The organism is Mesorhizobium sp. M7D.F.Ca.US.005.01.1.1, assembly GCF_003952545.1.
GTDB classification, from domain to species: Bacteria; Pseudomonadota; Alphaproteobacteria; order Rhizobiales; family Rhizobiaceae; genus Mesorhizobium; species Mesorhizobium loti.
Genome location: NZ_CP034453.1, coordinates 3,619,140 through 3,632,860, shown reverse-complemented (window position 1 = coordinate 3,632,860; position 13,721 = coordinate 3,619,140). Strand labels below are relative to the sequence as shown.

11 protein-coding genes are annotated in these 13,721 nt (G+C 63.8%); 8 read left to right on the top strand and 3 right to left on the bottom strand.

Going from position 1 to position 13,721, the window contains the following annotated elements:
* Nucleotides 1-13: 13 nt before the first annotated feature.
* Complete coding sequence (locus EJ076_RS17360; protein WP_126068710.1) at nucleotides 14-1,402, bottom strand: PLP-dependent aminotransferase family protein; 1,389 nt, start codon at nucleotides 1,400-1,402, stop codon at nucleotides 14-16.
* 334 nt (nucleotides 1,403-1,736) lie between these two features.
* Here EJ076_RS17360 and EJ076_RS17355 point away from each other — a divergent pair, with 334 nt between their 5' ends.
* From EJ076_RS17355 to EJ076_RS17340, 4 genes are read left to right on the top strand one after another with little or no spacing between them, the layout of a single operon-like run.
* Nucleotides 1,737-2,885, top strand: a complete 1,149-nt coding sequence (locus tag EJ076_RS17355; protein ID WP_245463095.1) for an ABC transporter ATP-binding protein — start codon at nucleotides 1,737-1,739, stop codon at nucleotides 2,883-2,885.
* 57 nt (nucleotides 2,886-2,942) lie between these two features.
* Entirely contained in the window at nucleotides 2,943-3,995 is a 1,053-nt protein-coding gene (locus EJ076_RS17350) for an ABC transporter substrate-binding protein (RefSeq protein ID WP_126068708.1), read from the top strand.
* A gap of 5 nt (nucleotides 3,996-4,000) precedes the next feature.
* The gene (locus EJ076_RS17345) at nucleotides 4,001-5,278 is read left to right on the top strand and encodes an ABC transporter permease (protein ID WP_126068707.1); all 1,278 of its coding nucleotides are present in this window, start codon (nucleotides 4,001-4,003) and stop codon (nucleotides 5,276-5,278) included.
* Nucleotides 5,279-5,280: 2 nt separating this feature from the next.
* On the top strand, nucleotides 5,281-6,108 hold the full coding sequence (locus tag EJ076_RS17340; RefSeq protein WP_126068706.1) for an ABC transporter permease: 828 nt from the start codon (nucleotides 5,281-5,283) through the stop codon (nucleotides 6,106-6,108).
* 13 nt (nucleotides 6,109-6,121) lie between these two features.
* On the opposite strand, the gene epmA is transcribed toward EJ076_RS17340, so the two are convergent.
* Nucleotides 6,122-7,162 carry an EF-P lysine aminoacylase EpmA gene (gene epmA, locus EJ076_RS17335; protein ID WP_126068705.1) on the bottom strand — a complete coding sequence of 347 codons (1,041 nt, stop codon included), beginning with the start codon at nucleotides 7,160-7,162 and terminating at the stop codon, nucleotides 6,122-6,124.
* A 117-nt stretch (nucleotides 7,163-7,279) separates the two neighbouring features.
* Between epmA and efp the strand changes: the two genes are divergently transcribed.
* Nucleotides 7,280-7,849, top strand: coding sequence for an elongation factor P (gene efp, locus EJ076_RS17330; RefSeq protein WP_027038615.1), 570 nt, complete (start codon nucleotides 7,280-7,282; stop codon nucleotides 7,847-7,849).
* Nucleotides 7,850-7,918: 69 nt separating this feature from the next.
* On the opposite strand, the gene EJ076_RS17325 is transcribed toward efp, so the two are convergent.
* Entirely contained in the window at nucleotides 7,919-8,818 is a 900-nt protein-coding gene (locus tag EJ076_RS17325) for an HNH endonuclease (protein WP_126068704.1), read from the bottom strand.
* 221 nt (nucleotides 8,819-9,039) lie between these two features.
* On the opposite strand from EJ076_RS17325, the gene EJ076_RS17320 reads away from it, so the two are divergent.
* The 3 genes from EJ076_RS17320 (at nucleotide 9,040) to EJ076_RS17310 (ending at nucleotide 13,692) form a co-directional block, all read left to right on the top strand.
* The gene (locus EJ076_RS17320) at nucleotides 9,040-9,582 is read left to right on the top strand and encodes a dihydrofolate reductase family protein (protein WP_126068703.1); all 543 of its coding nucleotides are present in this window, start codon (nucleotides 9,040-9,042) and stop codon (nucleotides 9,580-9,582) included.
* A 134-nt stretch (nucleotides 9,583-9,716) separates the two neighbouring features.
* On the top strand, nucleotides 9,717-11,237 hold the full coding sequence (locus EJ076_RS17315; protein WP_126068702.1) for a trimethylamine methyltransferase family protein: 1,521 nt from the start codon (nucleotides 9,717-9,719) through the stop codon (nucleotides 11,235-11,237).
* Nucleotides 11,238-11,274: 37 nt separating this feature from the next.
* Nucleotides 11,275-13,692, top strand: a complete 2,418-nt coding sequence (locus EJ076_RS17310; protein ID WP_126068701.1) for an FAD-dependent oxidoreductase — start codon at nucleotides 11,275-11,277, stop codon at nucleotides 13,690-13,692.
* Nucleotides 13,693-13,721: the final 29 nt, after the last annotated feature.

The following is a 13,721-nucleotide window of genomic DNA, read 5'->3' as shown; positions in this document are numbered from 1 at the left end:
TCGGGATCATGGTCTAAACGAAGCCGGGCAACTGCAAATGGCCGGCCGCAAGCAGCTCCGACATCGTGGTCAGCGCCATACGCAGGTCGTCCAGCGAGCGGGCAGCGCCGACATTGATGCGCACCCCGTGCTGCACCGGCTCGCGGCCGACGGCGAAGGCATCGCCGGGCAGGACAGCCACGCCGCGTTCCAGACAGGTGCGGGCGAAACCGGCACCGCGCCATGGTTCGGGAAGGCGCAGCCAGGCATGGGTCGAAGTGGCGTAGCTCTGGACATCGTAACGGCCGAGGATTTCACTCAAGATAGCCTGGCGCTGGCGTAATTCCTGTTTCTGGGCCTCGATGATGCGGGCGGCAGCACCTTCTTCGATCAGTCGCGTGCCGATCAGCGCCGTCAACGGACTGATGCTCCAGCAATTGATGCGCAAAGCCGCCGCCACCTGGCCGGCTATGGTGCGTGGCGCAATGACGAAGCCAAGCCGCAGCCCCGGCGCCAGGCATTTCGACAAAGCACCGATATGGACGGTCAGTTCGGGTTCGATGCTGGCCAGCGATGGTGGTGGATTGTCGGCCAGCGGACGATAGACGTCATCCTCGATGATCAGGACATTGTGGCGCCGGGCGACCGTCACCAACTCGTGCCGGCGCTGTTCGCTGAGGGTGATGGTGGTCGGATTGTGCAGTGTCGGCACCAGGAACACCGCGCGCGGACGCAGTTGCGCGCAGGCCGCTTCGAATGCGTCGGGCCGCATGCCGCCGCGGTCCATGCCAACGCCTCGGAGATCCAGCCCATGCACGCGGCACAGCGCGTTGATACCCTGATAAGTGACCTCATCAGCGAGCACGACCTCGCCCTGCCTGGTCACCGCGCCGAGCACGCAGTCCAGCCCATGCTGGGCACCGGCGGCCAGCACCACGCGGCCGGGATCGCCGTCGCCCGCGACCGGCCGCATCCATTCGGCAATCGCCACCCTCGCCCATAGCGGCCCCTCGGGCGGGTGATAGTCCTGCAGCGTCGGGTACCAGCGGTCCTTGGCCAGGCGCGGCAAAAGCAGCGCCAGCGCGTCAAGATAGGCGGAGGTTGCCGGCCGGTTGACGGAAAGGTCGATGACGCCGGTGTCGTCGCTCGGGGCCGAGACGAAGCCCGGCCTGTCGCCGGCGTCGCGAGCAGCGACCGTGGTGCCGCGTCCTGGCCGTGCTTCGAGCAGGCCGCGCTGCTGCAGCGTCGACAGCGCGCGCGTCACCGTGGTGACATTGATGCCGAGCGCGCGTGCGATCTCGCGCTGCGGCGGCAGCCGGTCGCCGACGGCGAGCGTGCCGGCAGCGATGCGTTCGGCAATCGCGTCGGCAAGGCGGCGATAGACCGGACCTTCATCCGAGGCGAGCTGGAGGTCTTGGAGCATGCGGCTTTCGGCGGGTTGATACGATCTGGCTACCGGCGCATCTAGCATAAGACAATGTTCCGGACAATAGCGCTTGTCTGATGTCAAATTCAAAATCCCGCCGCATAAATCTCACACAATTACGCAAAATGCCGCTTGACGGGCAAACTTGTCTGCATCTATGGTCCATTAATCATCGATTGTGTGAGCATACAAGTTTGGATTGCCGCTCCTGCGCGGCCAGCGTCATGCGAGACTCGGACATGCACGGCAAGCAACAGCTCTTTTCGACTCGCGCGCCTTCCAGCCGCTTCAGGGATTCCCGCCGGTGATCGCCAAAGCGGCAGAAGCATCGATCGAAAGCGCCGGTCAGGCACCAGGAGCCGATGTCGGCCGCCAGGGCTTCGTCGAGTTCGTCGACGTCGAGAAATCCTATGACGGCCGCGCCTTTGCGGTGACGCGGCTGAACCTCAGCGTCGCCCGCGGTGAGTTCCTCACGCTGCTCGGCCCCTCAGGCTCGGGCAAGACGACGACGCTCAACATGCTTGCCGGTTTCGAGCGGCCGACCAACGGAGTCATCACACTCGAAGGCCGCTCGGTCGACCGGTTGCCGCCCTATGAACGCAACATCGGCATGGTGTTCCAGAACTACGCGTTGTTCCCGCATATGAGCGTCGAGGAAAACGTCGCCTTCCCGCTGTCCGTGCGCAAGATCGACAAGCCTGACATCGCTACCCGCGTGGCGCGCGCACTCGACATGGTGCGTCTCAAGCAGTTCGGCGACCGGCGACCGGCGCAGCTTTCCGGCGGGCAGCAGCAGCGCGTGGCGCTGGCCCGCGCGTTGGTGTTCGAGCCGAGCCTGGTGCTGATGGACGAGCCGCTCGGCGCGCTCGACAAGAAGCTGCGCGAACACATGCAGCTCGAGATCAAACAGCTGCACACGATGCTCGGCGTCACCATCGTCTATGTCACGCACGATCAGAGCGAGGCGCTGACGATGTCGGACCGCGTTGCCGTGTTCAACAATGGCGGCATCGCACAGCTCGGCTCACCCGACGATCTCTACAACACGCCGCAAAGCTCGTTCGTGGCGAGCTTCATCGGCGAGAACAACACGCTGGCGGGCAAGGTCGAGCGTGTGATTGGCCAGGAATGCCGCATCGCGCTGGATGGCGGCGGAGCCATCACCGCGCAAGCCATCGGCGTCGCGGACGGTGCCGCCTGTCATGTCGCCATCCGCCCGGAGCGGCTCAGCCTGGTGGCGGACGCACAGGCAGAAAACAGACTGGCGGCGACGGTCGATGGCCGCATCTATCTCGGCGACCACCAACGGCTGCTGGCCCGGCTCGACAACGGACAGGTGCTGACCGTCAAGGTCGGCCCGGAAGCAACCATGGCGAATGGCGAGCCGGTGATGGTTTCCTGCGCGCTGGGTGATTGCCGCGCTTTCCCGGTCGATCCCGCAACGGGCGCGCCGAAACAGACCAATCTTCAAACAGACTGATCTTCAAACAGACTGATCTTCAAACAGGCCGATATTCAAACAGGGGAGTAAAAGAAAATGAAAATCACCAAAACCCGGCTGCTCGTGCTCGCAGCGGCCACAGCCTTCACCACCATCGGGCACGCGGCATTCGCCGACGAACTGTCGATCATGGCCAGCGGCGGCGCCTGGCAGGATGCGCAGCGCAAGGCGTGGTTCGAGCCGTTCAGCAAGGAAACCGGCACCAAGATCGTCGAGCAGGAATATCTCGGCGATCTCGGCAAGGTCAAAGCCATGGTCGACACGGGCAATGTGCCGATCGACCTGGTGACGGTGGAGACGGCGACCGTGCTGCAGGGCTGCGACGCCGGCATTCTCGAGCGTCTCGACTATTCCAAGATCGCGCCGCGCGACAAGTTCATCGAAGGCTCGGCGCTCGACTGCGGCGTCGGCCTCGACGCCTATGGCGATATCCTGGCCTACGACCCGACGGTGCTGAAGGAAGCGCCGACCTCGGTGCTCGACCTGTTCGACACGAAAAAATTTCCGGGCAAGCGGGCCATGCGCAAATTCCCGGCGCAGAACCTCGAATGGGCGCTGATGGCCGATGGCGTCGCGCCGGCCGATGTCTACAAGGTGCTGGGCACACCGGAAGGTGTCGACCGTGCCTTCAAGAAGCTCGACACGATCAAGAAGGACATCGTCTGGTGGGATGCCGGCGCACAGCCGGCGCAGCTTCTCGCCTCCCAGGAAGTGGTGATGACGACGGCCTGGAACGGCCGCATCCAGAACGCCATCGACACCGACAAGAAGCCGTTCAAGATCGTATGGAACAACCAGATCCTCGAATACGATATGATCGCCATTCCGAAGGGCGCCAAGAATCCGGATCTGGCCTACAAATATCTGGCCTATATCAGCACGCCGGAAAACAACGCCAAGCTCGCCAGCTACATAACCTACGGGCCGGTGCGCACCGATGCGGCATCCTTCGTCGCGGCCGATGCCTTGCCGAAACTGCCCAACGCGCCCGACCATCTGGCCGGCGCCTACCTCGTCGCCGACACCGAGTTCTGGGGCGACTATGGCGAGGACCTGGTCAAGCGTTTCAACGCCTGGCTGGCGCAGTAGGCAAGATGTCGGCGCTGGAGCCAACGCAACTCGACCAGTCGCGGACAACCCGCGGCCGGTCAGCCACCGGCCCGGCCAAGCCGGTGGCGGCAGCACTGCGGCGCGCCGAATTCGGCGACCGGCTGCGCTCGCTGGCGCTGGCAGCACCGCTGCTGGTGCTTCTGGCGCTGAGCTTCGGCATCCCGATCGTGCTTCTGTTATCACGCGCCGTCTACGATCCGACGATTGCCAATGCCTTGCCGCAGACCGCCCAGGCGCTCAGCGGCTGGAACGGCCGAGGCCTGCCCGACGACGCCGCCTTTCTGGCGCTGGCCGCCGACCTCAAGAGCAACCAGGCCAAGGGCACGGCCTATGAACTTGCCAAGAGCCTGAACGCCCGTCTACCCGGCGCCCGCAGCCAGGTGCTCAAGACGGTGCGCCAGATCGAGGGCGCCGGCGACAAGCCACCGCTGGACATCATGAAATCGGTGCCATTCTGGTCGCAGCCCGGCACCTGGCCGGCCATTGCCAACGGCACCCACAGCATCACCTCGTTCTATCTGATGAGCGCCCTCGACCTGCGCTGGAACAATGACGGCGGCATTGAGCGCGTGCCGCCCGAACAGGCGATCTTCCTGCAGGTGTTCATGCGCACCTTCTTCGTCGCCGCCGCGGTAACGCTGGCGACGCTGATCCTGGGCTTTCCGCTGGCCTATCTCATCGCCAGCGTGCCGAAGGGCCTTGCCGCCATCCTGATCGTCGCGGTGCTGCTGCCGTTCTGGACCTCGATCCTGGTGCGCACCGCCGCCTGGACGGTGCTGTTGCAGAAATTCGGCCTGGTCAATGACCTGCTGTTGTGGCTCGGCGTCACTGACGCCCGGCTCGACCTGATGTACAGCCGCATCGGCCTGATCATCGCCATGACCCACATCCAGCTGCCGTTCACGCTGCTGCCGATCTACAGCGTCATGCGCACGATCCAGCCCTCGCAGATGAAGGCTGCCTACTCGCTCGGTGCAAAACCTTTCACCGCGTTCAGCCGCGTCTACCTTCCGCAGGTCTTTCCCGGCGTCATGGCCGGCTGCCTGCTGACCTTCATCCTGTGCCTCGGCTACTACATCACCCCGGCGCTGATCGGCGGCGCCAGCGATCAGCTGATCAGCAACTTCATCGCCAATTACGTCAATGTCGAGCTGAACTGGGAAATGGCCGCGGCTCTCAGCTTCATCCTGCTGGTCTTCACACTGGCGCTGTTCGGCATCTTCGCCCGCATCCTCGGCCTCGACCGCCTCAAGCTGGTGTAGCCATGCTGTTGTCCCCCTACCCCACCCTTGGCGAACGCATCCGCATCGGCCTGCTGTGGTTGTGGTGCGGCCTGGTCATCCTGTTCCTGCTGGTGCCGATCCTCATTCCGGTGCCGCTGTCGTTCAACAGCGGCGCCTTCTTCATCTTCCCATTGGAGGGGATTTCGACACGCTGGTACGAGGTCGTGCTCGGCACCCAGCGCTGGCAGTCGGCGATCGGCAACAGCCTGATCGTCGCCTTCGGAACGACGCTGATCGCAACGACGCTCGGCACGCTCACCGCGATCGCGCTGTCCGACGACAAATTTCCCGGCCGCCGCATCGTCATGCCGCTGCTGCTATCGCCGTTGATCGTCCCGGTGGTGATCACCGCCGTCGGCTCGTATCTGTTCTATGCCCGCGTCGGCCTGGCCAGCACCTATGCCGGCATCATCCTGGCGCATACGGCACTTGCCAGCCCGTTCGTCGTCGTTACCGTGGGGGCGAGCCTGACCGGCTTCGACCGCAATCTGATGCGCGCCGCCGCCATCTCCGGCGCCAAACCGGTGACCTCGTTCTTCCGGGTGATGCTGCCGCTGATCCTGCCCGGCGTGCTTTCGGGCGCGGCGTTCGCCTTCGTCACCTCGTTCGACGAGGTGGTCGTGGTGCAGTTCCTGGCCAGCGCCAACCAGCGCACCATGCCGCTCGAAATGTTCATTGGCCTGCGCGAAAAGCTCTCCCCGGCCATCACAGCCGCAGCGACCTTGATGATGGGGCTTTCCATCGTGCTGCTGGTCGTCGCCAACCTCTTGGCCCGGCGCAGCCAGCGGCGGCCGGTTGCGGCCGCCTGATCCTGGTCACTCCTCAAGCCACCGGCGTCCAGATCACGTCCTCGATTTTCTGCGCGCCGGTCGCCAGCATCACCAGCCGGTCGAAGCCGAGCGCGATGCCGCTGGCCGGCGGCATGATGGCAAGGGCGGCGAGGAAATCCTCGTCCAGCGGATAGCGCTCGCCATAGATGCGCTCTTTCTCGTCCATCTCGATGACGAAGCGCCGGCGCTGCTCGTCGGCATCGGTGAGTTCGCCAAAGCCGTTGGCGAGTTCGACGCCGCAGCAATAGAGCTCGAAGCGCTCGGCGACGCGGGGGTCGCGCGGGTTCGGTCGGGCCAGTGCCGCCTCGGCCACGGGATATTCGCACAGGATGGTCGCCCGCCTTTGCCCGAGGAAGGGCTCGACCTTTTCCACCATGACCCGGCTGAACAGGTCGGCCCAACTGTCGTCGGGCGCGGTGCGCAAGCCGGCTTGGTCCAAAGCGGCGTACAGCGCGTCGCGGTCGGTGCCGCCGTCGGCGGCGACCGTGGCCAGCAGGTCGATGCCGGAATAGTGGGTGAAGGCGTCCGCCACCGTCAGCCGTTCCGGCTCGGCAAACGGATCGCAGTCGCGGCCCCGGAAGGAAAAGCGCGTCGCCCCTGCCCTCGTCGCGGCCAGCGCCAGAAAGGCGGCGCAATCCAGCATCAAGCTCTCATAGGCCTCGCCCACCCGGTACCATTCGAGCATGGTGAATTCAGGATGATGCAAGGGGCCCCGCTCGCGATTGCGGTAGACCGGACCGAAGCTGAAAATCCTGACTTCACCGGCGGCGAGCAGCTTCTTGCAGGCGAATTCCGGCGAGGTGTGGAGATAAAGTGGCGACCGCGCGCCGTCAGGCCCGACCGCTTCCGTGGCGAAAGCCGCAAGATGCGCCTCGTTGCCGGGCGAGACCTGCAAGGCGGCCGTTTCCACCTCGACGAAATCATGGGCGGCGAACCAGCCGCGCAGGCTGGCCGCTATGCCGTTGCGCAGCATCAGCCGCGGGCGGCGGTCGGCATGGACATGCGGCGTCCACCAGGGCGAAGCTTCGGTCATGGGGCTCAGATCATGGTGGAATGGGGCTGGCGGCGGCGGCCAAGATGCGGTAGGCCCCCATCCAGCGCCGCACTAGCCGGCAAACGCCAGTCAACTCTTCTTGCAGGATTTAAAACCGTGGTGAAAGTCATCGCCAGTTCGCTCCGCAAAGGCAACGTCGTCGACAAGGACGGCAAGCTTTATGTGATCCTCTTTGCCGAAAACATCCATCCAGGCAAGGGCACCCCAGTGACGCAGCTCGACATGCGCCGCATCGGCGACGGGGTGAAGGTTTCGGAGCGCTACCGCACCACCGAGCAAGTGGAGCGCGCCTATGTGGAAGAGCGCGAGCACACGTTCCTCTATCGCGACGGCGAAGGCTTTCATTTCATGAACCCGGAAAGCTACGACCAGGTCGCGGTGTCGGAAGCCGTGGTCGGCGACATGGCGCCTTACCTGCTGGAAGGCATGGCCGTGCAGGTGTCGCAGTTCAACGGCATTGCCATTTCCCTGGTGCTGCCGCAGCGCGCCACCTTCGAAGTGGTGGAAACCGAGCCGACGACCAAGGGCCAGACGGCCTCGTCCTCCTACAAGCCGGCCGTGCTGTCCAACGGCGTGCGCACCCTGGTGCCGCCGCACATCGCGCCAGGCACTCGCGTGGTGGTGATGACGGCCGATGGGGCTTATGTGGAGCGGGCGAAGGACTGAGGGGGTTCTTCTCGCCCAAAGGCCTGCAAGCAAAGCCCCATGGACAGGCGGGTAGCTTCGAGACACCGCTTATTGCTTGAAACAGTGCTCGCGGTGCCATTGCAAGAAATGAGGATGTGGGCGTTCGAACTGTCGGCGAGGCGGAAGCGCGCGGCGCGTCTTGTTTATGAAGCCCTGCACGCTGTCGAAGTCATTGACCTGTCGCGAGATCAGGATTTCCAAATCGTCCGATAGGCTGATCAATCCACGGTCGAACATCCAATGCGCAGTGCCGGACAGTGCGATCCCATTGTTGACGACATCAGGCCCGTTCGCTTCGACCGGTCGAATATGTGCGGCAGAAACCTCTGCCCGGCCGCCGCCATTTATCAACTTGAGTCCGGTGATCGCGCAGCGCTCATCATAGGCGCGTAAGACGATGCGACGGAAAATGCGATCCCGCACGATTCGCGATCCGATATAGCCTACCCGATCACGACTCTGCTCGAATTCGAGTGGCGCCTGCTCATCCTGAAAGCCGGCAAATGTGCCGACCTCATCAACGCGCGGCAGCAACAACTCATTCGTGTCCAGGCCCAGATCGATGATGCGGTTGAAGTCACTCGGGCTAAGGGCGCGGACGGCAGATTGGGCACGACCGGAAATCCGCCCCTCATCGTTGAGCAACCCTCGCTCGACGAGACCATCAGATCCGCTAAATGGAACAGGATTGACGAAATCGAGGTAGGTTCCGGGCTTAATCAGAGCGAGGTACATGTCTGGTGTGACAGGATCGGGAATGATCTGCTGGACTTTCGCCACAGCATAGTAGCCCCGGGTATCGGTTACCTTGCTGGGCTCATAGTAAATGACCCACTTGCCGACACATGCTTCAACGCGGCGCAGATACGGGCGAGGAAACTGGTATTGCTCTGCGGGGCGGTCGTTGTATCGCGAATCCGAGCGGTGAATGAAGACCCCGAATCCCATGATCTCCTGCAATGCCTTTTTGGGAACAACCGCCTCGGATGTAACACCAAAATCCGAACTTGGGGACTTTAGTCCAGGCTGGCCTCACTTTTCCCATGGTATCGGTTCTCGGAAGCTCGCGCTGAAAGTCCATCCTCCAACAAAGTGAAGCTATGTTTTTTCACGAAACATGTCGCAAAGGGCATGCGCAGGCCGTCCTTTGACCGAAGAAGGAGAGCACCATGCGAAAACTTATCGTCACCGAATTCATCAGCGTCGATGGCATTGCCGAGGTCGAGAAGCTGCCCAGCGTGATCTGGAACGACGCGATGAACAGGTTCAAGGAAGACGAGCTTGCTGATAGCGGCGCCATGCTTTTGGGGCGCACGACCTATGAGATCTTTGCCGGCTCCTGGCCCACGGAAACCGGAGATTTTGCCGACCGGTTCAACGCGCTGCCGAAATATGTCGCCTCGACCAGCCTGAAGGCGCTCGACTGGAAGCCGGCCGAATTGCTGAAGGGACCGCTGCCGGAAGCGGTCAGGATCCTGAAGCAAGGCAGTGGCGGCAACATCTATGTGCATGGCAGCCTCAGCGTCGCACAGGAATTGCTGCGCCATGGCCTGGTCGACCGCGTCAGGCTGCTCAGCTATCCCGGCGCCGTCGGCCAGGGCAAGCCGCTGTTCCCAGCCGGCGAGTCGCTGCCGCTCGAACTGATTTCTGCCACGCCGTTCAGCAACGGCGTTGTAGCGCTGGAGTATGCGCCGGTGGCGGCGAAGTCGTAGTTGGCTTCCATGCGTGGTGGTGATGACGGCGCAGACGACGAAATCGCCTCATTGCCGGCTGAAGCGTTTTCAATTGCCGTTCGTCGCCAAAGCTCCTCAACTCGCCGCTTGAGATCGAACCTCTGCGGGGAAGCATGCGAACGACGGCCAGAGTGCGCAGGGTGCGCGACGGCAGACTGGAATTCTCCAGGGAATGGTTGCAACTGCGCAACCCGCATGCGCCGATCGAGGTGCTGACCGCAGAGCAGATCGAGGCGATACACGACGCTTCGATGTCGGTGCTCGAGGATGTCGGCATGCGCATCCAGGACGAGGAAACGCGAAAACTCTTCGCCAGCGCCGGCTTTGCCGTCGACCACGCCACCGAACGTGTCGTCTTCGATCGCGAGGGCCTGCTGGCGCTGGTCGCCAAGGCGCCGCCGGTCGTCACCGTGCGTGGCCGCGATCCGGCCAAGAAGCTGTTCATGGGCCAGGGCCAGGTCGCCTTCACAGCGGTCAGCGGTCCGCCCTTCGTGTCCGATCTCGACCACGGACGCCGCGCCGGCACGTTTCGCGACCAGGAAAATTTCCTGAAGATGACGCATATGACCGACGTGCTGCAGATCGAGGGCGGCACCAGCGTCGAGGCCCAGGACTTGCCGGCCGACACACGCTATCTCGATTTCTACCTCGCCTGCTGCAAGCTTTCGGACAAGCCGTGGAAGCCGCTGACCATCGGCCGCCATCGCGCCCGCGACGCCATCGAGATGGCCAAGATCTGGTATGGCGAGGACGAGGACAGCCTCGCCGCCAATCCGGTGTTCTTCGTCAACACCAACACCAACACGCCGCTGGTGCTCGACGGCGAGATCGCACAAGGCGTCATAGAATATGCGCGGCTCGGACAAGTCGTCTGCGTGACGCCCTTCGGCCTCGCAGGCGCGATGGCGCCGGCCACCGTCGCCGGAGCGCTGGTGATGCAGAATGCCGAGACGCTGGCTTGCTGCGCGCTGACCCAGATCATCCGCCCCGGCTGTCCCTACATCTATGGCGGCTTCATCTGCAATGCCGACATGAAGACCGGATCGCCGGCCTTCGGCACGCCCGAATTCACGCTCGGCGCGCAGGCCACCGGCCAGATGGCGCGCCGGTACGGCCTGCCGTGGCGCTCGTCCAACGTCAACGCATCGAACGCGCCGGACGCGCAGGCGGCCTACGAATCCATGATGTCGCTGTGGGGCGCGCTGACCGGCCACGCAAGCGTCTTCAACCATGGCGCCGGATGGCTGGAGGGCGGCCTGGTCGGCTCCTACGAGAAGTTCATCCTCGACATCGAGATGGTGCGCATGATGTGCGCCTGGATGACGCCGCTCACCGTCAACGCCGATACGATCGGCCTCGACTCGATCAAGGAGGTCGGTCCCGGCGGCCACTTCTTCGGCACGGCGCACACGCTGGCGCGCTACGAGAACGCCTTCTACAAGCCGCTGGTTTCCGACTGGTCGAACTTCGAGAACTGGCAGGACAAGGGCAGCCCCGACGCCGCGCGCCGCGCCAACGGCATCTGGAAGCAGATGGTCAACGAGTATGAGGCGCCCGCCATCGACCCGGCCGTGATCGAAGAGCTCGAGGACTATGTCGCTCGGCGCAAGATCGAACTCGAAGCCCTGCGCTAGCACCCATTGAAAACAGCAAAAGTGGATTTCTGACGGAATGGATACACATGCCCGCGTGGTGGTGATCGGCGGTGGGATAACCGGCTGCGCCATCCTCTATCACCTGGCCAAAAAGGGCTGGAAGGATGTGGTGCTGCTGGAGCGCTCGGAACTGACATCCGGCTCGACCTGGCATGCCGCCGGCAATCTGTTCTCGCTGACCAGGCCCTCCAATGCCCAGCGGCTGCAGGTCTACACGATTAATCTCTATCCGGAGATCGAGCGCGAGAGCGGACAGGCTGTCGGCTACCATCCAACCGGCGGCATGCATCTGGCGGCCTCGAACGACGAGGTCACGACGCTGGCGATTGCCCGGGCCCGCGCCCGGCGCAACGGCGTCGAGGCGGAATGGATCACCTTTGAAGAGGCCAGGGACCGAGCGCCGGTCCTCGACACCAAAAACCTCAAGGCGGTGCTGTGGGAGCCGATCAAGGGCCATGTCGATCCGTCCTCGGCGACCAATGCCTTTGCCGCGGCGGCGCGCAAGCTTGGCGCGAAGATCCATCGCCACACACCGGTGACGGCAACGACGCCGCGCGCAGATGGCGGCTGGGACGTCGAAACGCCAGGCGGCACCATCCACGCCGAATTCGTCGTCAACGCCGCCGGCCTGTGGGCGCGCGAGGTCGGCGCGCTGGCCGGCATCAAGCTGCCGCTGCTGCCGGTCGAACACCACTATCTGGTGACCGAAGCGATCCCCGAAATCGAAGCGATGGACCATGAGTTGCCGACCATCGGCGAGAGCGAAGCCGGCTATTATTCACGCCAGGAGGGCAAGGGCATCCTGCTCGGCGCCTATGAAAACACCTGCCATCACTGGGCCTTCGACGGCACGCCGCTCGATTTCGGCCACGAGCTGCTGCCCAACGACCTGGCCCGCATGGATCGCAATTTCGAGGTGGCGATGGATCGCATGCCATGTCTCGGCGAGGCCGGCATCAAGCGCGTCATCAACGGGCCGATGATCTTTTCGCCCGATCTCGGGCCGCTGCTCGGACCGCATCCGGAGCTAAAGAACTATTTCTGCGCCTGCGGCGTGATGAGCGGCCTGAACCAGGGCGCCGGCATCGGCAAGGTGATCTCGGAATGGATCGTCGACGGCGAGCCGGAGATGGACGTGAATTTCTGGGACGTCGCCCGCTTCGGCCGCTGGGCCGGCAAGCGCTTCACCTTCGAGCGGACCAAATATTACTACGAGAACCGGCAGGAGCGCCCCTACCCGCATCTCGAATGCGCCGCCGGCCGGCCGTTGCGGACATTTCCGGCCTACGCCACACAGAAGGCCAAGAGCGCCGTCTTCGGCTTCAACAATGGCTGGGAGCAGCCACTGTGGTTTGCGCGGCCTGGCGAGGAGCAGCGCGACATCTTCGGCTATAGCAGGCAGAACTGGTGGAAGACGGTTGGCGAGGAATGCAAGGCGGTGCGCAGTGCTGCCGGCCTGTTCGAAATATCCACCTTCGCCAAATACCGCATCTCGGGCGAGGCCGCCTGCGGCTGGCTGCGGTGGCTGCTGGCGGGACGGATTCCTGAACGACCCGGCGCAGTCGCGCTGTCGCCGATGCTGTCGGAAAAAGGCCGGCTGATCGGCGACCTGACCGTGTCGAAGCTCGACGACGGCAGCTATCTCCTGCTTGGCGCCGGCACCATGCAGGGCCAGCATATGCGCTGGTTCGATGCGCACAAGACACCAGGCATTTCGGTCGAGAACCTGTCCGACGGCTGGAGCGGGCTGATGCTCGCCGGGCCGAACGCGCGGCAGATTCTGGCAGAAATAACGCATAGCGACGTGTCCAACGATGCCTTTCCGTTCCTGTCGGTCAGGCGCATGGAACTCGAGGCGGCGACCGATGCGATCGTGCTCAGGGTCTCGTTTTCAGGCGAGCTCGGCTACGAGATCTACACGCCCGCAATGTACCAGGCCGGCCTCTATGATGCGCTGTTGCGCGCCGGCGTCGGCCTTGGGCTGGTGCCGGCCGGCAGCCGGGCACTGACCAGCCTGCGCATCGAAAAAGCCTTCAAGAGCTGGGGCCTCGATCTGGCGCCGGATTACTCGGTCATGGAGACCGGCATGGACCGTTTCGTCGACTGGAAACGCTCCGGCTTCATCGGCGAGGAAGCGGCACGCAAACATCGTTCGCAGGGCGCTGCCGAGCGCTTCGTCACCCTGTCCGTCGATGCCGGCGACGCCGATTGCAGCGGCGGCGAACCGGTGTTCCGCGGCGATGTCTATGTCGGCTACGTCACGTCGGGCGCCTATGGCTACACATCAAATGAAAGCCTGGCACTCGGCTATCTCAAATCGCATATTGTCGATAGCGGCGCCGGCTTCGAGGTCGAGATCAACGGCAAACGCCGTGCCGCGTCGGTTTCGGACGGCCCGCGCTATGATCCGCAAGGGCTGCGCATGCGGGCGTGACGCTGCGGTTTGGCCTCCAATCTTCCACC